Raw genomic sequence first — 21,489 nt, 5'->3', positions numbered from 1 at the left:
CAGGGTCCTTGTCAACATTGCCTGCTAATTTAGGCGGGCAGAATAGTGGCAGTGACTGTAGGTAATCGCTGAGCTAAAACAAAATACTGATTCACTATGACTAATAGCGATTGGCTATGAGTAGCCGCCGCCCGGCGCGATGCGGATTGCTTTGACGGCGAATCGGCGGGCTTATTATGATAGCCGCTGGCCCGCGAGGGCAGACTGGGTACTGAAACGAAGGAAAAGACAATGCGATTGAACACTTGGAGCAAGGCGCTGCTGCCGCTGGTGGTGTTGGCCTGCGTCTCGGCGACTCAGGTTCGGGCGGCGGAGAGCGATACCGGGCCGATCCCTAAACAGCTGCTGGGCAACTGGCGCGTCAGCAAAATCGTGCCGACCCAAACCACCGGTTGCTGGGATCAGCAGCAGGCGCAGAGCCTGATCGGCGGCAAGATCAGCTATAAAGCGGATGCGTTCAGCTGGAACGGCACGGCGCTGAAAAGCGAGGGGGCTACCGTCAGCACCGTAGAGGCGCAGGAGTTTGTCGAGGACAACGCCGGCAGCAGTTCCTACATCGATTTCCCGATGCTGGGCATCAGCACGCCGTCGGTCGAGCGCGTGGCCATTCAGCATGCCGATACCGCCATCAAAGGCATCACCGATCAAGGCACCGAAGGGGTGCCCGGCGACAACGTGCTGGTGAAAGACGCCAACACGCTGATCCTGTCGTTGTGCAACGTCTGGTTTGAGGCGCAGCGCGAGAAGTAATTTCTGCCTTCAGCCCCGGCAACGGGGCTTTCCCACCGCATCACCTCCCGCCACGAGCGCCATTCTGAACTAAAATTAACCATAACGATATGACCCCGGCGTGATATCGGAGCCTCGGCTCTACCGAGTCCATGACAGGAGGCGCTATGTGTTACCACCATATTGTCATCGCCACCGATCTGAGCGATGACGGCAAACGGCTGGTCGAAAAGGGGGCGCTGCTGGCGGAAGCGCTGAAGGCCAAACTCTCGCTGATCTATGTGGACGTTCACTACGACACCTACCACGCGGCGATCGGCTTTTCTGAGCGCAGCGACGACGGCGTGCCGTTCGAAGAGAAGATCCGCAAAGAGCTGGAACCCACCACGCAAAACGTCAATTACCCGATCGCGGAAGTGATTATCGGGCGCGGCGGCTTCGTTGACGAACTGCGCACGGCGATCGTGGATAAAGACATCGATCTGCTGGTGTTCGGCCATCACCACGATCTGTGGAGCAATCTGTTTTCTTCCACCCGCAACGCCATCAACCAGTTGAATATCGACGTGCTGGTGATCCCGATCCGTTCATAAGCGCGATCATGCCTCGTCCATTCACTCCGCGCTGCGGCGCGGAGTTTCTTTTGCAGCAAAAAATGCCTTGCTCGGTTGCATAATACATAAGTGAATACTAATGTGTTTGTATGAACGAAAATGACATCTTCAAGGCGTTGGCCGATCCGACCCGCCGCTGCATCTTCGACAAACTCGCCGCCGGCAGCATGAACGCCAGCGCGCTGCGCGAAGGGCTGACCATCAGCCAGTCGGCGATGTCGCAACACCTGGCGGTGCTGCGCAATGCCGGACTGGTGCGCGAGGCGAAACAGGGGCGCTTCGTCAATTATCAGGTCGACCCGGAGGGGCTGGCGCAGATCGCGCAGTGGCTGGCGAAGTACCGTGCTTACTGGCCGGCGCGCATCGACGCGCTGCAAACCTTGCTGAAGGACATGGATCAATGAACAAACAGGCCGAGCCGCCGCCGCATGAACGGCTGGTGTTGGAATATTCGCTTGATGCGCCGCCGGAAAAAGTGTGGCGAGCGCTCAGCGTGCCCGAATTGCGCGAGCAGTGGCTGCCGACGGGAGATCTGGCGCAGGCAGAACCGTTGGCCGCCACGCCGGGCGAAGCGGTGAGCTATCGCCTGCGCGACGACCAACCGCCGTTTCTCGAAAGCGTCGTCACCCTGCAGATCGTGCCGGACGCCGGCGGCGGCAGCCTGCTGCGGATTATCCACCAGCTCGACGCCGCCAACGATGGCCCGACGACGGTAATGCGCGCCGCCTGACGCGTTAAACACCTTTCTCTTTGTTGCCAACCCAGGAGTTCACCGATGCGTGAGAAGATGATGCTCGTCCCGATGGTGGTGGAGCAGACCAGCCGGGGAGAACGTTCCTTTGACATTTACTCGCGCCTGCTGCGCGATCGGATCGTGTTCCTCAACGGCGAAGTCAACGACGACGTGGCCGAAATGCTGTGCGCCCAGCTGCTGTTTCTGGAAGCGGAAAACCCGGAAAAACCGGTCCACCTGTACATCAACTCGCCGGGCGGGGCGATCACCAGCGGGCTGGCGATTTACGACACCATGCAGTATATCCGCGCCCCGGTGCATACGCTGTGCATGGGCACCGCGCGCTCGATGGGGTCGTTCCTGCTGATGGCCGGTGAACCGGGGCACCGCATGGCGCTGCCCAACGCCAGTCTGCATGTGCACCAACCGCTGGGCGGCTTTCAGGGGCAGGCGTCCGACATTCTGATCCAGGCAGAGGAAATGAAACGCACCAAAGACCGGGTGATCCGGCTGTATGCCCAACATTGTGGCCTGAGCGAAGAGGAAGTGGAGCGGGTGTTGGATCGCGATCGCTTTATGACCGCCGACGAAGCGGCGGCCTGGGGATTGATCGATCGGGTATTGCGGGCGCGGTGAGTGTCGGCTCCGATAGCGGAATGAAGGGGGCAATATCACTCGATTATTGGTAGGTGAGCGCCGTTGAGGTGATCCAGCCACGCTGACCGGCACATTCGCCGGTAATGATGGAGATTTCTTTCCATTCCGCATTGCCGATGTCCATTGCAGCGCTTTTACCTGTCAATGCGACCTGTGTGCCGGCGATGAGCTGGCAAATATGTTTGGTGGGTTCCAACAAGTTACCCATATTGGGTTGAGCAATTAAAGGCATCGGCCGCTTCAGCACTAGCTGAGGCGCCTTTTCACCCGGTGTGTTAGTGATGGTGATATTTCCGCTATTACTACCAATCGTCGTATTCGCGCTGCCATTAACGAACTGACTGCGTGTTTCCGTTGAAGATGAAAAGGCAGAATAACCAGCGAAGAGGGTGCCGATAATGGTGGCTATGCCCGCGAGGATGGTGAGTTTATTTTGCAAGATATTTCTCCAGAGATATTTATTATATTGATGTTTGGTAAATATACCTTTCTCAATAAAATGGGTAAAGCGTAAATGAAACTATAATCCATCATATTTAAAAATGCATTTATGTTTAATTATTCACTTGGAATATAACTACAAATGCGTGTCATTCTAATTATTGTATTTGGTTGTTTCCTTATGTTAATAAACCAAGTTGGGAGAAATGTTTCATCTTTCTCACAATCATTCACGCGGGGATGTTTGTTTTTTCTTTATTTAACAGTAAAGTTAGCCATTTTTTGTCTCACTTTTGCACACTTCACGTTGCCTCTTTTTTTGAACCAGTAATGTCTTTTTTTCTTCATGGCTAATTGTTATGAATTTGTTATTGATCACAAATTAAGCAATTTCGTGTTGCCATTGCCTTGTCTATACAACTATATACTTAAGGGGAAAGTAATGTTCAATAATCATCTTAACTTTTCGTGGTTAACTTTTTCAGGTGTTTGATTTTACGACTTAATAATGTCTAAGCATTAATTCATTTTTAATTTGAATGAAATTGATGGGTTGAATGTCAATTTGCCGTATATCACGTGCTAATCGGGATTTTACGCTTCAAGGAGATAATCGAACATGAAACTTGGCGCATTTTTAATGCCGGCACATCCGCGTTATCGCTCGTTGCACGATGGGCATTACCACGATCTTGATACCTTGAGGTTTTTGGACAAAATCGGTTTTGATGAGGCTTGGATTGGCGAGCATTATACGATGCCGGCTGAACCGTGCCCTTCTCCAGATTTGCTCATCGCTCAAGCCATTTTGCAGACTGAGCGCATAAAATTGGCGCCGGGCGCCTTTATGCTGCCGTTTCATCATCCAGCCGAGTTGGCTCATCGCATTTGTTGGCTGGATCATATATCGAAGGGGCGATTAATGGTGGGAATTGGCGCCAGCGGTACCACGTTGGATCTCGACATGTTCGACATAGATCATAAGTCGGGTGTGCATCGGGAGATGACGGCAGAATCGATAGCGATCATGATGCGATTTTGGAATAGCGATGGGCCATTCGAATTTAAAGGTAAGTATTGGACAGCGCGTCGGCCGGCGGATCAGTGGGATAAAACCTCCGGTTATCACCTCAAGCCCTATCAATCACCCCATCCGCCAGTAGGCGTGACCGGCCTTTCACCTTCATCCTCGACGTTAAAGATTGCCGGTCGTAATGGCTGGATCCCTATCAGCTTTTGTTTTACGCCGCAGTATCTCCATACCCATTGGCAAGTTGTTGAAGAGGGCGCCGCATTGAATGGAAGGGTTCCTCCGGCCAGGGATACATGGCGTGTCAGTCGTCCTATTCTGATCGCCGACACAGATGCGCAAGCATGGCGGCTTGCTGTCGAAGGCGAAATGGGACGTTACTTTCGTGAGGATTACTTGCCGATGATCGCCGGCAACAAGGCGCTTGGTTTGTTCAAACATCACCCGGATGTACCCGACAGTGAAGTCACCGTCGAGTATTGCGCCAAGCATTGCTGGCTCCTTGGATCGCCGGAGACGGTACGTGAACGCATAGAAGAAATGCAATCGCTGTCTGGCGGATTCGGTGTGTTGCATGTCATGGGGTTCGATCATTTGGATGAATTGAAACCCGTACGTGAAAGCCATCGCGCATTGCAAGAGATCGTCACGACGTATTTCGCCTGACCCAGACCGAATATCGGCACCGTGCGGTCATTCATGGAGAGAAAGATGCAACGTCAAAAAGCAACTCAGCCCCCCAATCGGACACGTCGATTTGCCGTTTTGGTGATCGACATGCAATACGACTTTCTGGATGAAGATGGTCCTGTTCCTTGCGAAGGAGGGCGGGAGATTATCGCGTCGCTTCAAGTTTTGTTGAGCTTTGCGCGCGGTGCGGGCATCCCGGTGATCTATACCCAGGAAAGTCACCGCGTCAACCGTGTGGACTTCGGCCGGGAGCTTGACTACGGCGAGACACTTCATTGCCTCGAAGGGAGTCGTGGCGTTGAGATCATCGCAGATTTATCTCCACAGGTTGGCGATCAGGTATTAATCAAACGCCGTTACAGTGCGTTCTTCGCCACCGACCTGGATCTTCTGCTGCGTGGGATGGGAGTAGATACCGTCGTTCTGACCGGTGTTGCCACGGATGTTTGTGTTCGTGCGACTGCTCAGGACGCCATGCAATTAGATTATCGCGTCATAGTGCCGCGCGAGTGCGTCGCGGGGACGCGTCAAGTGCGACATGAGGCGGCGCTTGAGAACATCGGTTATGTATTTGGCAGTATTCAGAGTTTGACTGAGGTTATGAATCTCTTGCGGGTGGGATTGGAGGAAACATGAACGCAACGCTGTCGATAAAACCGCTGGAAGAGCGATTCAGAAACGTCTTGCAAATCTTGGTTGAAAAACGGCTTAGCTTGAGCCGGGAACAGACCCGAGATCTGGTCCAGGCCATGCTGGGACAGCAATTGGATGATATGCAGATCGGCGCGTTGCTCGTCGCTATGGCACAAAAGGGCGAGTCCGCTGATGAGATCGCCGGTGCGGTTGACGCAATAGCGGCACGTTGCCGGCCATTGGTAAGCGGTTTGCCGCTTACGTTGAATATCGGTGGTACTGGAGGAGACCGGAGCGGGACCTTCAATATTTCCACCACGGCAGCCTTGGTTGTGGCCGCAACTGGCGTGCCAGTGATCAAGCATGGCAATAGTCGCGTGACCAGCGTCAGCGGCAGCAGCGACATGATGTCGGCGTTGGGCATTGATGTTTCGCGCAAGGGTGATGAAGCGTGGCTGCGGCGATCGTTGGCAACGAGCAACTTCGCGTTTCTCTCTACTTCGTCTTGGTATGCGTTTCCTGAACGGCTGACTGCTGTACGGCGCGCTTTGGGTGTTCGTAGCCTGTTTAATCTGAGTGGGTCGTTGGTTCATCCTGCTAACGTGACGCACCAACTGATAGGCGTTGCGCATGCTTCGCTTTTGTATCCCATGGCTGAGGCGCTGGTGAGGTTGGGCAAGGTGACGGCTTTTATCGTACATGGTGCCGGAGATTTGGATGAAGTCAGTTGCCTGGGAGAAACCCAGGTCCTGTGTGTAAGTGATGGCTGTATAGGTCGGTTTTCCGTGCAGCCGGATGATTTTGAGGTCCCTGCCTGTGAATTACGGGCGCTGCGAGGGGGGTCTGCGGAGCGTAACGCGAAAATCTGCCTGGCAGTGCTTAACGGCGAGCGGGGGACCTATCGCAACGCGACTATAGTGAGCGCCGCGACGGCGCTGGTGTTGGCCGGCAAGACGCGCTCCTTTGGCGAGGCGGCGAAACTCGTGCGGCAAGTATTGGATAACGGGCGGGCGTATCAGGTTCTTAAACGATTCAAGGAGACGATGAATGAGAACGAGAGTGAAAGTCTGCGGCATCACGCACCTTGAGGATGCTCTGGCGGCATTAAACGCGGGGGCCAATGCATTGGGGTTCATTTTTTCACAAAGTCCACGTCAGGTTTCGCCCGACGAAGCCCGTTCGATCATTGAACGATTGCCGCCTTTTACTCAGGTGGTCGGCGTGTTTGTCAATGAACCCAGGGAATGGGTGCAAAACATTATATGTTATTGCGGCCTGGCAGCGATTCAGCTTCAGGGTGACGAAACGAATGAGTATTGCCAGGCATTTGATGTCCCGGTCATTAAAAGTTTCCATCTCGAAAGCACTTTGGCTCTGGACAGGATAAACGACTATCAGGTTAGTGCATACCTATTGGACACACAGGTCGAGGGGCTGAGCGGCGGTTCTGGAAAGCCATTCGATTGGAGTTTGTTGAAAAACAAAACATTTGCGCGGCCGGTAATTGTTGCGGGTGGACTGCATGCCGGCAATGTCAGCCATCTGATTCAGCATTGTTTCCCCACGGCCATTGATGTCTGTTCTGGCGTCTCTCGGTCCGCGCGCCGTAAGGACCCTGTGCGACTCCAAACCTTTTTTGACGCTGTCGCCTATGCCGATCGCCTTCGCGTGCAGGCGCCGGCTGAGAGTGGGCAAGAGGACATCCTCAAGGCGTCTTTTGATCGGCAGCCTTTGGTGGAGATTCAGGGGCGGCGGTTTTTGTTGAATGCTCTGACGGAACAGATCCCGGCAACCCCGGCTGAACTCTTGCGTGAAGCAGCCAGGCGAGTCTGCGATGCGGCGCAATTTCCGCCGGGAACCAAGCTGGTGGGGGAGGAAGACAAAGGAGGCGGTTTATTGGCTGCCGTTTCGCTGCTTTCAGGCCTGTCATACGGCATTGCCCGCTGGTACCCATCCGGTCTTGAAGGACAGGTTAAGGTTGATTTCGATTGCGAATATACCGGCGGCAGCCTCTTTTTGAACGGCGTGGAGCCCGGCGATAACGTTTATATCGTGGACGATCTCATCAGCACTGGCGGAACATTGGTGGGGTTGGTTTGTGCAGTGCGGAAAGCAGGGGCTGATGTATCAGGCATCTTATGTGTGGTGGAAAAACGCAATTATGGTGGAGCCAGGCGCGTGTTCGAGGCGACGGGGATCTCGGTGCAATCGCTTATTGAAGTGGATGTGAGCGGCGAGCATTCGGTCGTTGTCGGCGTTAATTATTAAATAAAAAGGAGGCTGTGATGGTCAAGGAAAGAAAATTCCGCGGTTGGTACATGGTCGGTGCCGTTCATCTTTTACTGGCGGTTATTTTTGGCGCTGCTTACTCATTCGGGGCATTTTTTACTGCATTACAGACGAACTTTGACGCAGGGCGTTTTTCTACCGCCTCAATCTTCTCGCTGACGGCGTTAATTTACTATGCCGTTGGGGTATTTTCCGGTGCCTGGAGCGATCGTACTTCGGTAAGGACGGTAACCGGCATTGGTATTTTACTGCTTTCGCTGGGATTCTTCGGCAGTAGCCTGCTGGCGTCGTCACTGACGGCGTTTTTGCTCACGTTTTGCCTGTTGGTAGGGGTTGGCGTCGGATTGGTTTACGTGCCGGCTGTTTCAACCATTCAACGCTGGTTCGTCGTTCATCGCAGCTCGGCTTCCGGCCTGGCGCTGGCTGGCACCGGCTTGGGAACGCTGGTGGGGCCGATGGTGGCCGGTGGGCTGATGCGACATTTGTCCTGGCAAAGCACTCTGCAAGTGTATGCCGTCGCTATCGCCGTGTTGGGGTTGGCTGCCGCCTTCATTTTACGAGGCCGGCCAGAGGACGTGGGCGAATATCCCGATGGGCTTCGTCCCGTTGAGGTGACCTCAATGCAGCGTCCAGGCTTCAGCGGTAGCGTCACGCTGCGAGAGGCCGCTGGCCGAGCTCAATTTTGGTGGTTTTTTATCGCGATATTTTTCGGCTCTATCGGACTGTTCCTGGCGTTGGTTCATATCAATCCTTATGCGCAGCAACAGGGGCTGCATGTAACACAAGCCAATCTGCTCATCGGTTTGATCGGCGTGGGCAATATCGGCGGCCGTCTGGTTTTGGGACGAATAGGCGACCGTCTGGGCGCGCGGCGTTTTTTGGTTATCGTCACGTTGAGTTTGGCCCTGTTATGCGGTTTTTGGAGTGTGGCGCACAGCTTTACCGCGCTGGCGATTTTCGCGCTGTTGTTCGGCGCGGCCAACGGCGGCTGTATTGCGCTGTACCCGGCAGTGGCCAGTACATGGTTCGGCACCGCCAATCTGGGCGCCATTCTGGGGGCATTGTATATCGCCGTGGGGATCGCCGCCGTTGGCGGGGGCAGCGCCGCCGGTTGGCTGTATGATTTGTATCAAAGTTACACGTTGTCTATTGCGTTGGCCGGCATGGCGGCGCTGCTGTCTGCGTTGGGGATCGTCTTGGCTTCTCGCTGTACTTCCCGGATGGGATGAGGGAGGAGTCAAATGCTATTGCCTAATGACTTGCGCTCTGCCTTGGCGTTGTTGCGGCAAGCAGGGGATGAGATTACCCCGGTGGAGAGATCGATTTCTCCCGAGGTGGAGATGATTGAAGATTTTCTCGATGCCTATCGCCAGCCTGGCGGTTCCTGGTTTGCCGATGAGCAACCGTTACGGCTTTATCGACGACCAACGCGGGGCGAGTTTCCCGTTTTGATGGGGATGTTTGGTAATCGCCGTCGTTGCAGGCTGTTTTTGGATCCCTTCGGACGTTATTCCGCAGACATATCAAATGCTCAGTTGTTGCTGCAGGCGGCGAGTAGGCCGATAGCGCCCAGATTACTGGGCGGGGAGGAACGCAACTTTCACAACGTGCGTAAGCCTGCTGAAATCCTGGCTTTGCTGCCGATCCTACGTTATCTGCAAGATGATCCTGGGCCGACGGTGACGTTGGGGTTGATCTATGCGCACGATAATCGAACCGGAGCCGCGAATTGTTCTTACCACCGAATTACCTTCAAAGAGGATTCGGCGGTGGTGGCGATTGACTCTCGTGGTCACTTGCAACACATGCTTTCGACACATCTGGCGCGCGGAGAGCTACTGCCGATTTCCGTCAATATCGGGCTTGATCCGGCCATTTATCTGGCTTCGACATTGACTCGGCCTTGTCTTTCTTACGGTAGCGACGAGTTAGGCGTTGCGGGGGCCCTGCGCGGCAATGCGATGGAGATTGCGCCATGTCACGCCAATACGGGGCGATATATCGCCCATGCCGAGATCGTTATAGAAGGGATGTTGGGGGCGGAAAAAGAACCGGAGACAGCGGAGGTGGCCGGTTTTTCCTTACCTGAGTATCTCGGTTATCGCTCGCCATGTGGTATGGCCACAACACTGCAGGTTCAGGCGGTAAGCCACCGCGCCGGGGCGATATATCAGACGCTGTCGGGTCCTGGTGTGGAGCAATCCATTCTGCTTGGTTTAGGCCAAGAGTGTTCGCTGCTCGCCCGACTAAAAACAGAGGGGCTTGAGAGGCTGTTTTGTCGCGTCGCGGCTCTGCCTTCCGGCGGCGGTCACTTGCTTACCGTATTGCAAGTCGTTAAACGCGCTTGCAGTGATGACCTGCGCGTTATCGACGCAGCCAAGAGATTGCTCGGTGAGGTGCCGTCACTCAAAAATGTGTTACTGGTGGATGAGGATGTTGACCCTTATTCGGAGCGTGATGTCCTCTGGGCTATGAGTACGCGCGCCCGACTTGAACGCGATATTCATGTCAGCGCTTTGCTGCCCGGCACTTCCCTTGATCCCTCGCAATTGCCGCTCTATGGCGGGAGTGATGCGAATGGGCTCGTCAATAAATGCGTCGTTGATTGTACGGTTCCTTTTAGCTCTCGGCGGCGTTTTCAACGGGCGTTTTAATGTGAGCGGTACGCCTTTCTGTAGCCTGCCTGACCAGGCTGGCGAACCATGATGTCTGTCATGTTGAAGGAGACAAACCATGACGAATACTCTCGATCCTCGTTTCGATTCCACCCGGACTATTTGTGCTCCCAGGGGCAACGAATTGACCTGCAAAAATTGGCTGACCGAGGCGGCCTATCGCATGATTCAAAATAATCTGGATCCCGACGTCGCCGAAAACCCGCAAGGGTTGGTTGTGTATGGCGGTATCGGTCGCGCTGCGCGCAATTGGCAATGTTACGATCAGATTTTGGCCTCACTTAAAGCGCTCAATGAAGACGAAACTCTGTTGGTTCAATCCGGAAAACCGGTTGGTGTATTCCGCACCCATACCGATGCTCCCCGAGTGTTAATCGCCAATTCTAATTTGGTTCCACAGTGGGCCAATTGGGAACACTTCAGCGAGCTTGATCGCAAGGGATTGTTCATGTACGGGCAGATGACTGCCGGTAGTTGGATCTACATCGGCAGTCAGGGCATTGTGCAGGGTACGTTTGAAACATTTGCCGAAGCAGGCCGCCAGCACTATGGCGGGGATCTGACCGGACGCTGGATCCTCACCGCCGGGCTGGGGGGGATGGGCGGGGCGCAGCCGTTAGCGGCGACATTGGCCGGCGCGGTTTCGTTGAATATAGAGTGTCAGCAGAGTAGCCTGGATTTTCGTTTGCGTACGCGCTATCTCGATAAACAGGCAAAAGATCTGGATGAAGCTATCGCCTTGATCAAGGAGCACACGGCGGCCGGACAGGCGGTTTCTATAGGCCTGCTGGGCAATGCCGCAGAGGTGTTGCCTGAACTGGTTAAACGCGCGCATGCAGGCGGTATCCGACCCGATCTGGTTACCGATCAGACGTCTGCGCACGACCTGATCCACGGTTATTTGCCGGTGGGATGGAGCGTGGCGCAGTGGAAAGCAGCGCAACGCGATCCGGGGCAGCATGCCAGGTTGGCTGACGCCGCAGCCGCTAGCTGCGCCATTCATGTGCAGGCAATGCTTGATTTCGTTGACATGGGTGTGCCGGCTGTTGATTACGGTAACAATATTCGCCAGGTCGCACGCGATATGGGCGTGGAAAATGCTTTCGATTTTCCTGGCTTCGTGCCGGCTTATATTCGCCCCCTGTTTTGCGAGGGCAAAGGGCCGTTTCGCTGGGTGGCGTTATCTGGCGATCCGGAAGATATCTACAAAACGGACGCCAAGGTTAAAGCGCTGTTTCCTGAAAACCAGCATATCCATCGTTGGCTGGATATGGCGCGTGAGCGCATTGCTTTCCAGGGATTGCCGGCGCGTATCTGTTGGTTGGGGTTGGGCGAGCGTCATCTGGCAGGCCTGGCTTTCAACGAGATGGTGCGTAGAGGGGAGCTTAGCGCGCCGGTTGTTATCGGCCGAGATCATCTGGATACTGGCTCCGTCGCCAGCCCCAATCGTGAAACCGAAAGCATGAAGGATGGAACCGATGCCGTTTCCGATTGGCCGTTGCTGAATGCATTGCTCAATACTGCGGGCGGCGCTACCTGGGTGAGTTTGCATCATGGTGGCGGTGTGGGGATGGGATATTCGCAGCATTCGGGAATGGTGATCGTGTGCGATGGCAGTGATGAGGCTGACCGGCGGCTTGCTCGGGTGTTGGTCAACGACTGCGGTTCCGGCGTGATGCGCCATGCCGATGCTGGCTATGAGCAAGCCGTTGCTGCCGCGAAAAGGTTTGGATTGAAACTGCCGATGCTTTGAGAATAAGAGCATATTGAGGCTTTATAGCGGTTCTTATCGGGTAGAACCGCTATTTCTCTATAGGATGATTTTTACACCGTATTGCCTGTCTTGTGAGTATTTCACCTCTGGGCATGTGACGATTTAGTCTTGGCGTCAACTTACGGTTTTGCTGTCTGGCCTTCTTGCCAGTTTTGCCAAACGTGTTCAAGCCCGAATTCGACCATCGCGAAATAGAGACTGAAATAACGCTCCGCCATGATGAAAAACGAACTGTTGAGTTCGATCACCACATTATTGGTGGTGGTCAGCAGGCCGGATTTTTCCGCCGCCTGCAGAATGCGGTTCACGTGAGCGCGAGAGACGGAACACGACTTGGCGATTTTCGCCGAGGAGAGCAGCAGAAAGGGGGAGTCCTGTCGGATGCTTTCGATAAACAGCATCAACAACACCATGTGGCCGGCGTCTTTGCTGATAAACAGCCCGGACTGTTGCACCAGATCGATCAGGTAGATCTCCTTGAGCATCAGTTGCCCGTAGGCGGCGAAAAAGGTGGGCAGAAAGTCGGGCGCCGCCAGCAGCGCCGCGATGGGCATCTGTGGCGCCAGCGCCTGATAAGGCCGCGCCATTGAGGCGATCAGCGCCTGGGTTTCCGCCAGCGCGTGCGGCGTAGGCTTATAGCGCAACTGGCGTTTGTCATGCTCGCAGGGTTTGACCTCCAGCCGGCGCCCGACCCGTAAAAAGAACAGAAAGGAATCCAGGGAGTTCTCGCTGATCATATTCTTCCCTTTGAAAAAGGCTTTGATGTCTTTCAGCGCGGCGGCGGGCTGGTGGTAATAAATGGACAGGATGGTGGAGCAGATGATGAACCGGCTGTTCCTGAAAATGATTTTGTAAAACAGCGGATGCTTCTTGTAGGTCTCCCTCAATAATTCCCCGTGTTTGACGATGGCGGTGTGAAACGCCGCTGACTGCCTGATGTTGTTGGCCTGTTTCTCCAGATGAAACTGTAGCTGGAATCTGCTTAGACTCATTTTCCCTATTTCCTGTACTTAAAAAAATGCGCTGCTTTTTATCGTTATGGGTTTGCTGTGTATGGCTTGACGATCTGCTGGCCCTGGTCGTTGATGAGGGTGGCCTGAACGGTGACCCGAGAGGGGAGCGCGGATGCCGAAACGCCGTCGAGGTGATAATCCCGCGAGCTGAATGGCGCGGTCATCATGTCGCTTTCTTGCCGCACCGGGTAATCGCGCCTGTCGGCGTGCACGGCGATGCGCGCGAACGAGAGATAAAACGCCGATCGGTTTTGACAGCGCAGCAGATAACCGTCCGGCGATTTTTGCAGCGTGAATGAGACGGCCTCGGCCGCGTTTTCGGCTTTTCCCTTCAGCGCCCTGGGCCGGTAGAAGATTTTCATCTGGGTGTTCATCGCCAGCGTCACGCGCGACGCCAGCGGCGGCGTGGTCGGCCGGGTGGGCGGGATCTCATACAGGTTAAGCCAGAACACCGACTCTTTGTCGGCGGGCAGGTTCGCGCCGGCAAACAGGATCCGCAGCCCTTTCAGCGCCGAAGGCTGCAGCGCGAATACGCTGGGCAGGGCGACAAACGGCGCGCGAGACAGTTCGGGGGCGGCGTTGACGTCACCGTTATCGACCCAGGTTTGCGCCACGATCGGGTAGCCGTTGGTGTTGAGCAGCATCAGGGTTTTTTCCGTCTCGCCCTCGTGAAAGATCACCCGCGTGGCGGAGGCGATGATGCCCGCCTGCGCGCCGATGGAGGTCAGCGCCAGCAGCAGGGCGCATCCCATAATCAGGTATTTCTTTCTCATCATTGCACCTTAACCCAGACGTAGGCCCTGGCATCCACCTTGCCGGCGGTGACGGTCTGGCCAGGCAGCCGGGCGAGCGTGGCGGTGAGCTGGGTGGTGTAGTGGGTAAACCCCGCTGCGGTGCTGCCGCCGCCGCTGGCGCCGTTGAGCACCGGATACCAGCCGGCGTCGCTACCCTGCGGGCATTGCCCGGCGCTGCAGCGCGCCCAGCCGACAAAGTTCATCGGCGCGCCGTTGCCGGCGTTGGCGAGCGCGATGCCCACGCCGGTGGCGACGCTGCTGTCGGTGCCGTAGCCGCTGGAGAGCAGGTAACTTACGCCGCCGTTGGCGCTGACCAACCCGAGCCGCTGCGCCGCGACATAGCTTTCATACGGCACCTGCAGGCCGAGGGCGGTATTGTTGCTGCTGACGCCGGACACGGCGGCGTTGTCGCATTCGATATTGAGGGTGAACTGCGCCTGCGAGGTTTGCCCGGCGGTCAGTTGGCTGACGGAGAGGGTCGGCAGGATCACCAGCGGCGTGACGTTGCGCGCCACGCAGGTGGCGGTATAGGTCAGCGAAGAGATCGGTGCGGTACCCATGCCCATCGCGTTCCAGCGCCCGGTGCCCCAGGTGGCGTAGTTGGTGGCGGAGTCGCTGCCGATAGGATCCGAGGCGATGCCGGGCCCCTGAAAGGTGACATAGCCGTTCGGCTGCGTGCAGGTATAGTTCGAATTGCCGGTGGTCGACGCCATGCCCACCAGCGGGTTGCCGGCGCTGTAGCCGCAGTAGTTGCTGGCGCCCGCGCCCGGCAGCGAGCTGATGCGGATCAGATCGGCGCGGATGGCGCTGAAGTCTTTCACCCGGATCTGGATTTTGTTGCCGACGGTGGCGTAGCGGGTAATCGGCGCCGACTGCCAGTAACGGGTAAAAACCTTGCCGGAATCCAGATGGGTCAAACGAATGCCGACGTAAGGGAAGTAGGTGGCGTAATAGTTGGGATTGCCGTCCCTGGCGCCCAGATCGTAATAGCCGCCGACGCGATCGTCGCCGTTGGTGGCGAAGACTTCATAAATTTGCCCAACATCGCCGACATCGCATTCATACAGCACCTTGTTTGGGTCGGGATAGCGGGTGCCGGAGGTCAGATCGAACACGCTGGTGCCCAGCGGCGTGCCGACGGGCTGCAGATAGGTGCTGGTCAGGTTGACCCGACCCAGCGCCGTGCCCACCCCGCAAGGATCGCAGCCAGAGTCGATCCAGGGGGCGACGCGCGTGCATTGCGCCAGCGCCGCGGGCGCGCCGAACAGCGACAGGGCGAACAGCGCCGGGGCGGCGACCAGATAAGAAATGCGTTTCATCGTCTCTCCTGAGATAAGTTAAACGGGTTAGCGGCACGGGGCGCTGAGCCGCTGAATCGGGCTGTCTTCCGCGGCGGGCAGGCGATAGTGCAGCGTGCACTGTTGGCCGGGCGCGTCGCCCCAGTTCAGCGTCAGCGTGCCGGCATTCCGGTCGCTGCGCAGATACACCTGATTGGCCTGGCCAACCATGCCTACGCTGTTGCCCGCGTTGTCCAACACGTTGGCGCCCATCGGGATCGGCGCGTTGTCGGGACGCTGTGCGGTAATCAGCAGCGCCTGGCCGCGCACGGTGTTGAAGCGCAGGCGCACCGTGGCGCCGGCGTACGGGGCGACGCGTTGCTGGCCGTCCTCCAGTTCCGCTTTATCATTCATGCCCTCGGGGTTCAGCGCGACGGTGTTGTAGTGATAGGGCACCAGCGCCGGCGCCAGCGCATAGCCGAAGCGATCGACGCGCGCGCCTTGGCCGCCCATCACCTGCGCGCCGTTGGCGCCGGGCGCCTCTATCAGGGCGAAGGTATCACCGACATACGGCCCTAATGTCACGCCGCCGCGGTGCGCCACCACCGCGCCCTGCAGCGACAGTGAGCCTTGTCGATACTGGCGCGCGGTGGAGAACGAGCCGGTGACGTTGGCGTAAGGCAGGCGGGTTTGCAGGTTGCCGCCCCAGATGCTTTGTTGGCGATCGTCGTCGGTGGTGAAGTTCAGGCCGTAGCTGACCGGCTGTTCGTCGCCGACGCTGCCCGACAGCGCAGCCTGATAGTTGCCGCCCTGACCCTGGCTGTGGTTGGCCAGCAGCGAGACGCTGGGGGCGGATGACGAACGCCCGAGCGGGAAGCTGAGCGACAGGGCGGTGACGGTTTGCGTGTTCTGCGCCAGCGGCGCGCTGTAGACGTTATCCAACGGCCCGTAGCCGCGATAGTCGCCGTTGCTGTAGCCCAGGCTGCGGGTGCGGGTGACGGAGAGGTTAAGCGCCACGCCGTTGCCGAAGGTTTTCCCCCAGCCCAGCTGGAGCTGATTGTCGCGGCCGCGCTGATCGCGGTAGTCCTGGGTCGAGCCGGACATCGTCAAGCTGCCGAACGCGCCCATGCCCTGATTGACGGCCACCTCGAAACGCGAACGCTGGCGGTAGGAGTCGGATTGCCAGCGTTGGCCGGTGACGGCGGCGCGCCGCACGCCGAGCACGTCGCTGAGATCGCGGAAGCCTTCGGTGGAGTAACGGTAGCCGGCGATGGATAAGGTGGTGTCCGTCGGGCTGAAGGTTCGGCTGTAAGAGAGATGCAGCATCCAGCCTGAGGCGCCGCCGTCCGGCAGGCTGGCGTGGGAATAGGTGGTGTCCATGCCGAAGGCGCCCAGTTCGCTGCTGTACACGCCGCCCAGCATCATCGCCTGATAGCCGTCCGCCAGCTGGTTGCCGACGTTGAAGGTCAGGGCGTTGGTCAGGCCGTGTTGCCAGGTCAGTTCGCTGAACAGGTCGTTATCGCCGACGTAGCGGGAACGGCCGACGATGGCGGAGTAGCGCGACTGGCCGGGGCGGATGGATTCCGGCACCGCGGCGAACGGCACGGTGAAGGTGCTGACGCTGCCGTCGGCCTCGGTCACCACCACGGTCAGATCGCCGGCGTAGTTGGTGGCGTACAGATCGTTGATGGCGAACGGCCCCGGCGCCACGGTGGTTTCGTACAGCGTGCTTTTACCCTGCAGCACCGTCACGCGCGCGTTGCTTTTCGCCACGCCGCGCACCACCGGCGCATAGCCGCGCTGTGAATCCGGCAGCATGCGATCGTCCGAGCTGAGCTGAATGCCGCGAAAGCCCAGGCCGGAAAAGAAGTGCCCGTCGGTAAAGCCTTCGCCCAGCAGCATTTCACTGCGCCAGGGCAAGATCGCGCGCTGCACGTAGCGGCGGCTGGTGTCCAGGTGGCCGCCGAACTCCCGATCGTAGCGGTAGCTGGATTGCTGGCGGTAGCGCCAGAGCCCGAGGTTGAACCCGCCGTTCAGGTTGGCGTAGGTCGAGTCGAGGTCGCGGGTTTGCCCCTGTCGATAGCTGACGTGGTACTGGTTGAGGTTGTAATTGACGAAGACCATCGATTCGCCGCCGTCCAGGCTGGCGGGATTGACGCTGCCGCGCGGCTGGCCGTTCAACAGCGCCTGCGGAATGCTCAGATCCAGGCGCAGCCGCGAGATATCGGCGTTCACCGTGATGTCCTTCAGATCCCGGCCGGGCAGCAGGCATGCCGTTTCGGCCGCCGGCGGATTTTTCAGCCCGAAGCGCGTCAGCTGCGCGCGATCGAAACAGGGCAGTACCTGCTTGCCATCGCGCACGAAACGAATTTGATCGCGCTCGAGAAACTGGCCGTTGAGGTACAGATCGATCTGATAGCTGCCGGGGGCGACGGCGTCCTGTTGGTTGAATTGACTCAGGGCGCTGTTGCTCAGCACGCTGCCGCGCAGCAGCGTGGGATCGAAGGTGTAGCCATCGGCGGCGGCGCAGCCCAGCGGCAGCGCCAGCAGCGCGCAACACCAGCGTGCGGGAAGCGGCGTCGCCTTGCGAGCATCGAACATGAAAACCTCCCTGTCTGGTTTCAGCGCGCGACGTTCAGGGTGCGTGTGATTTCCACCCCATAGTCATTGATGACGCGCAGCGCGATCTGCCGCACCTCACCGTTCACCGGCCAGCTGGCCTGCGAAAACGGCGGGATCAGGTCCGCCTGCGGGATCGCGGTGCGTTTTGCGCCGCTGAGTATCGCGGCCTGGCTGACGTTGGCGTAGTAGCCGGTCGGGTTGTCGACGCGCAGCGCGTTGCCGACCTGGCGCAGGCTGAGCTTATCGATGACGTGATTGGCGTCGCCGGCCAGCCCGGCCGGGCGATAGAACACTTTCAGGCGATTGGTGACCACCAGCAGCAGTTTGTTCTTGTCGCTGTCCGTCTGACGCACGGCGGGCACCTGCAGGAAGTTGAGGTAGAACAGCGATTCGCGATCGCGCGGCAGCGGCTGGCCGACGAACGACAGCCGCACCATCTGCCCGCTGTGCGGATTCATGCGGAAGATTTGCGGCGAGGCGACAAAAGGCGCTTCGGCGTTTTCCGGCGTGGACTTGGGGTTATTGATATCGAGCCAGATCTGCATCAGCGCCGGGGCGCCGTCGTCATTGGTGAATTGCAGCGTTTTTTCCCGCGCCTCGGCGGGGTAGATCACGCGATTGCCGAGCAGCGTGACGCTGGCCGACGCGTAGCTGGCGGCAAAACTCATCAGGCAAAACGATAGGGCGGCCCAACGGCGGGCGTAACGGGTTATCTGCTGCATAAACGTGAACCGATAAAGGGAGCGAGTCATTCAGCGCCGTCCGCTAAGGAACGGCGCTGTCATCAACAGGTATGGCGCCTGACGCCGGCTTATCTGTAGGTAATGGCGAACTGGGCGGTGGCGATCACCGAACCGGCCGCTACGCCGGTATCTTCCGCGTAGTAGCGAGCCACCAGGTTCTGCGAGGTGGACGTGGCGTCTTTCGCCAGCGTCATCGCCGACGTGGTGACGGTAGAGCCGCTGGCGAATGACAACGGCGTAGTGGCGTCGCTGTCCAGCAGTTGAATGGAAACCTTGGCCGCATCGCCCGCGTTGCCCAGGTTGCCGTTAACTGTCGGGTTGTTGCCCGCCAGCACGGTTTTGATCGCCGTATCGCTGGTTGCCGCCGCACAGCCCGTGACGTTAACGGTAAAGGTGGTGTCGCCGGCGGTGGCGCCTTTGGTGGCGAGCTGGCTGGCGGCGACGGTCGGCAGCAGAACAACCGGGTTGGATTGGTTGCCGTTAATATTCACCGAACAGGTTTGCGTGCTGACTTCGCCTTTAAATTGCACCGTATTGGACGAGGCGGCCGCACAGGCGCCGGAGAGAGCCAGCATGGATAATGCGACTAATTTAACATTCATGTGAAATGCCCTTTAATTTACTTTAGAGAAAAGCTTTCCTGACAGTAATAATTTACTGACGTGCGGTTGTTGATTAATCATGTTGCGCAATTGTTTTTTAAACGCGTCGGCAAACATGGATTTTCATCCTAACAAACTAAGAATTTTCCCTATAGATATTTTGAATAAGGCAATAAGGCGATGGCTCCTGTTGTTACATTTGCTTTCATTTTCGCTTATATCATACAAAATAGAAAATAGATCTATATCATTGCGTTGCATTTTTATTGAATTGTCAGTTTTTGCGAATGAAATAATTTGAAACATTCATGCCTTTTTTGCGTATTAATCAAAGCGCTGGCTGTTGCGTGATTATTTGAAAAACATGTTATCAAGATGTTTTATATCGGTGTGCTTTGCAGGCGAATTACCCCAAAAAAGAGCAGCGACAAGCCGCCTGAGGTGTGGAAGCATACTTTTACGCTGATAAGGAGAATTAAAGTGAGAGTGATTTATATCGACGGTTCACCGCTGTGCCGTTTGGGGATGAAAACATTATTGGGAGAAGGAGTGATAACCTTATCCTCGCCTAATATTAATATTATTAAAAATATAAGCCCTGCGCCTGATTTAATTATCATGGATTTTCCCCATGAAATTTATCGGTTCGAAGCGTATTTGCGATTTATTCACGCCTCACGTGCTGAATATGAAGGCGTCCGGATACTGTTCTTCGTCGATAAGACTTCGCCGCTGATCCTGGCGTTTATCGCGGCGGCGCAGCCGGATGCGATTTTGCACAAACGGGAAGCGTTGCAGGTGGTGCGGGAGACCTGCGCGGCGCTGAGCCGCCGGGAAAAGGCGGGCGAACGGCGCGCGCTGAACAGGCATCAGGCGGCGGCGATCACGCCCGGTGAGGCGGCGGTGCTGTGTGAAACGGCCCGTACGGAAGATATCCGCCTGACCGCGCGGCGGCTGAATTTGCACCCGAAAACCGTTTATTCGCACCTCAACAATGCCGGCAAGAAGTTCGGCATCCGCAATCGGGTTGAATTGCTGAAGATGATTGCGCTGCTGTAGATCACAACGAACGGGCTTGGCCGACGGCCAGCCGCCATTGCGTCATTTCGTCGGCGCCCGGCCCGGCCGCCAGCGCCAGGTTTTGCGCCGGCAGCGATTCGCCGGTCACGGCATCCACCGCGCGCAGGGTGGCAGGGTGGCCGGTTACGCGGTCAACCACGCGCAGCGGCGGCCCGGCCAGCTCGGACAGATTCCATTTGTCGCCAATCTGAATCATCGCCATCACCAGCAGCCCGAGATCTTTTCCTTTCTCCGTCGGCAGATACTCATAACGAGCGGGGCGCGTTTGGTATTGCCGCTTTTCGATAAGGCCGTGGCTTTCCAGGGCCTTGAGCCGGTCGGCCAGCGTATTGTTGGTGATGCCGGTCGAGTGGCGCAGATCGTCATAGCGCGAGAGCCCCAGCAGCAGATCGCGCATGAGAATAGCGCCCCAGCGATCGCCCAATGCCGACAGCACGTGCGCCACCGAGCACGTCATGCCTTCAAACCCTTTTGCTTTCACGTTGCTTTACCTCCGCTTGCCGCCTGATTGCCGAGAATGTTATCGCCTCGGCTTGATAACTTCAATAATTGGAGTTATTACTCTTATTATTGGAGTTTATCATTAACAGCGGCTGATGGCCTGAGCGCCGGCCGGAAACCCTAGGAGACAACGCGATGCCACTGTGGCAGATTTACCACCCTGAGCCGGCCTTCAGCGCCGCCGATAAACGCGCGATTGCGCAGAAGGTCACCGCCCTGTACCAGGACTTTTTGCCGCGCTTTTACGTCAACGTGTTCTTCCACGCGCTGCCGCCAGGTTCGGCCTATCTCGGCGGCGAACCGGCCGATGATTTCGTGCGGGTGACCATCGACCATATCGCGCGCGCCATGGACAACGACGCAGAGCAGCAGCAATTCCTGGCGGCCTGCACCCGCATCCTGCACCCCTACATCGCCGCCCGCGGGCTGCGCTGGGAATTGCACGTCGACGAAACGCCGTTCTCGCTGTGGACGATAGACGGATTGAAACCGCCGGCGCCGGGGACGGCGGCGGGGGAGAGGTGGCGCAAGGAGAACCGGCCTTCGGCGTGGGAGGGAAGTTGATGGGGGAGCGGCGGCGGCAAAACGCTAT

Annotated in this window: 22 protein-coding genes; 14 read left to right on the top strand and 8 right to left on the bottom strand. The window is 57.2% G+C overall.

Annotation, left to right across the window (positions count from 1 at the left end):
* Positions 1-231: 231 nt before the first annotated feature.
* The 5 genes from H7A77_RS06270 (at position 232) to H7A77_RS06250 (ending at position 2,712) form a co-directional block, all read left to right on the top strand.
* Positions 232-750: a hypothetical protein gene (locus H7A77_RS06270; RefSeq protein ID WP_033652024.1), complete on the top strand. Its 519-nt coding sequence runs from the start codon at positions 232-234 to the stop codon at positions 748-750.
* A 146-nt stretch (positions 751-896) separates the two neighbouring features.
* Positions 897-1,322 carry a universal stress protein gene (locus tag H7A77_RS06265; protein WP_033642735.1) on the top strand — a complete coding sequence of 142 codons (426 nt, stop codon included), beginning with the start codon at positions 897-899 and terminating at the stop codon, positions 1,320-1,322.
* 110 nt (positions 1,323-1,432) lie between these two features.
* Positions 1,433-1,747, top strand: coding sequence for a helix-turn-helix transcriptional regulator (locus tag H7A77_RS06260; RefSeq protein ID WP_033642736.1), 315 nt, complete (start codon positions 1,433-1,435; stop codon positions 1,745-1,747).
* Positions 1,744-2,073, top strand: coding sequence for an SRPBCC domain-containing protein (locus tag H7A77_RS06255; protein WP_033652026.1), 330 nt, complete (start codon positions 1,744-1,746; stop codon positions 2,071-2,073). The genes H7A77_RS06260 and H7A77_RS06255 overlap by 4 nt, the downstream gene beginning before the upstream one ends.
* 45 nt (positions 2,074-2,118) lie before the next feature.
* Positions 2,119-2,712 (top strand): ATP-dependent Clp protease proteolytic subunit, encoded by a 594-nt coding sequence (locus tag H7A77_RS06250; RefSeq protein WP_046686880.1) that lies wholly within the window; start codon positions 2,119-2,121, stop codon positions 2,710-2,712.
* A gap of 43 nt (positions 2,713-2,755) precedes the next feature.
* Here the strand turns inward: H7A77_RS06250 and H7A77_RS06245 are convergent, their stop codons facing one another.
* The gene (locus H7A77_RS06245; RefSeq protein WP_046686881.1) at positions 2,756-3,172 is read right to left on the bottom strand and encodes a hypothetical protein; all 417 of its coding nucleotides are present in this window, start codon (positions 3,170-3,172) and stop codon (positions 2,756-2,758) included.
* Positions 3,173-3,793: 621 nt separating this feature from the next.
* On the opposite strand from H7A77_RS06245, the gene H7A77_RS06240 reads away from it, so the two are divergent.
* The 7 genes from H7A77_RS06240 to hutU all read left to right on the top strand — a co-directional run bounded on the left by H7A77_RS06240 (position 3,794) and on the right by hutU (position 12,244).
* Complete coding sequence (locus H7A77_RS06240; protein ID WP_072271514.1) at positions 3,794-4,870, top strand: LLM class flavin-dependent oxidoreductase; 1,077 nt, start codon at positions 3,794-3,796, stop codon at positions 4,868-4,870.
* A 45-nt stretch (positions 4,871-4,915) separates the two neighbouring features.
* Positions 4,916-5,530 (top strand): cysteine hydrolase family protein, encoded by a 615-nt coding sequence (locus H7A77_RS06235; protein WP_046686883.1) that lies wholly within the window; start codon positions 4,916-4,918, stop codon positions 5,528-5,530.
* A complete protein-coding gene (gene trpD, locus H7A77_RS06230) occupies positions 5,527-6,615 on the top strand; it encodes an anthranilate phosphoribosyltransferase (protein WP_052752684.1) in 1,089 nt (362 codons plus the stop codon). Before H7A77_RS06235 ends, trpD begins: the two co-directional genes overlap by 4 nt.
* Complete coding sequence (locus H7A77_RS06225) at positions 6,575-7,795, top strand: hypothetical protein (RefSeq protein WP_116286418.1); 1,221 nt, start codon at positions 6,575-6,577, stop codon at positions 7,793-7,795. Before trpD ends, H7A77_RS06225 begins: the two co-directional genes overlap by 41 nt.
* Positions 7,796-7,812: 17 nt before the next feature.
* Positions 7,813-9,045, top strand: a complete 1,233-nt coding sequence (locus H7A77_RS06220) for an MFS transporter (protein ID WP_046686884.1) — start codon at positions 7,813-7,815, stop codon at positions 9,043-9,045.
* Positions 9,046-9,057: 12 nt separating this feature from the next.
* Positions 9,058-10,470 (top strand): UbiD family decarboxylase, encoded by a 1,413-nt coding sequence (locus H7A77_RS06215; RefSeq protein WP_182073951.1) that lies wholly within the window; start codon positions 9,058-9,060, stop codon positions 10,468-10,470.
* A gap of 79 nt (positions 10,471-10,549) precedes the next feature.
* Positions 10,550-12,244, top strand: coding sequence for a urocanate hydratase (gene hutU / locus H7A77_RS06210; protein WP_047026273.1), 1,695 nt, complete (start codon positions 10,550-10,552; stop codon positions 12,242-12,244).
* Between the two features lie 140 nt (positions 12,245-12,384).
* On the opposite strand, the gene H7A77_RS06205 is transcribed toward hutU, so the two are convergent.
* The 6 genes from H7A77_RS06205 to H7A77_RS06180 all read right to left on the bottom strand — a co-directional run bounded on the left by H7A77_RS06205 (position 12,385) and on the right by H7A77_RS06180 (position 19,316).
* The gene (locus H7A77_RS06205; RefSeq protein WP_047026272.1) at positions 12,385-13,257 is read right to left on the bottom strand and encodes a hypothetical protein; all 873 of its coding nucleotides are present in this window, start codon (positions 13,255-13,257) and stop codon (positions 12,385-12,387) included.
* Between the two features lie 44 nt (positions 13,258-13,301).
* Positions 13,302-14,051, bottom strand: a complete 750-nt coding sequence (locus tag H7A77_RS06200) for a molecular chaperone (RefSeq protein ID WP_182073950.1) — start codon at positions 14,049-14,051, stop codon at positions 13,302-13,304.
* Complete coding sequence (locus H7A77_RS06195) at positions 14,051-15,391, bottom strand: fimbrial protein (protein ID WP_089191562.1); 1,341 nt, start codon at positions 15,389-15,391, stop codon at positions 14,051-14,053. Before H7A77_RS06195 ends, H7A77_RS06200 begins: the two co-directional genes overlap by 1 nt.
* 27 nt (positions 15,392-15,418) lie before the next feature.
* On the bottom strand, positions 15,419-17,950 hold the full coding sequence (locus H7A77_RS06190; protein WP_182073949.1) for a fimbria/pilus outer membrane usher protein: 2,532 nt from the start codon (positions 17,948-17,950) through the stop codon (positions 15,419-15,421).
* Between the two features lie 20 nt (positions 17,951-17,970).
* Positions 17,971-18,693: a molecular chaperone gene (locus H7A77_RS06185; RefSeq protein WP_182073948.1), complete on the bottom strand. Its 723-nt coding sequence runs from the start codon at positions 18,691-18,693 to the stop codon at positions 17,971-17,973.
* 89 nt (positions 18,694-18,782) lie between these two features.
* A complete protein-coding gene (locus H7A77_RS06180) occupies positions 18,783-19,316 on the bottom strand; it encodes a fimbrial protein (RefSeq protein WP_042784243.1) in 534 nt (177 codons plus the stop codon).
* A gap of 375 nt (positions 19,317-19,691) precedes the next feature.
* Here H7A77_RS06180 and H7A77_RS06175 point away from each other — a divergent pair, with 375 nt between their 5' ends.
* Complete coding sequence (locus tag H7A77_RS06175; RefSeq protein WP_232093919.1) at positions 19,692-20,375, top strand: helix-turn-helix transcriptional regulator; 684 nt, start codon at positions 19,692-19,694, stop codon at positions 20,373-20,375.
* 1 nt (position 20,376) lies between these two features.
* Here H7A77_RS06175 and H7A77_RS06170 read toward each other — a convergent pair whose 3' ends face one another.
* Positions 20,377-20,877 carry a helix-turn-helix domain-containing protein gene (locus H7A77_RS06170; protein WP_069100075.1) on the bottom strand — a complete coding sequence of 167 codons (501 nt, stop codon included), beginning with the start codon at positions 20,875-20,877 and terminating at the stop codon, positions 20,377-20,379.
* A gap of 155 nt (positions 20,878-21,032) precedes the next feature.
* On the opposite strand from H7A77_RS06170, the gene H7A77_RS06165 reads away from it, so the two are divergent.
* On the top strand, positions 21,033-21,461 hold the full coding sequence (locus tag H7A77_RS06165) for a tautomerase family protein (RefSeq protein ID WP_116286412.1): 429 nt from the start codon (positions 21,033-21,035) through the stop codon (positions 21,459-21,461).
* The last annotated feature ends 28 nt before the right edge of the window (positions 21,462-21,489 follow it).

It is taken from the genome of Serratia sp. ME47 (assembly GCF_903970925.1).
GTDB classification, from domain to species: Bacteria; Pseudomonadota; Gammaproteobacteria; order Enterobacterales; family Enterobacteriaceae; genus Serratia; species Serratia ureilytica.
The sequence above is the reverse complement of the archived record's forward strand: the minus strand, read 5'-3'. Positions and strand labels throughout refer to the sequence as shown.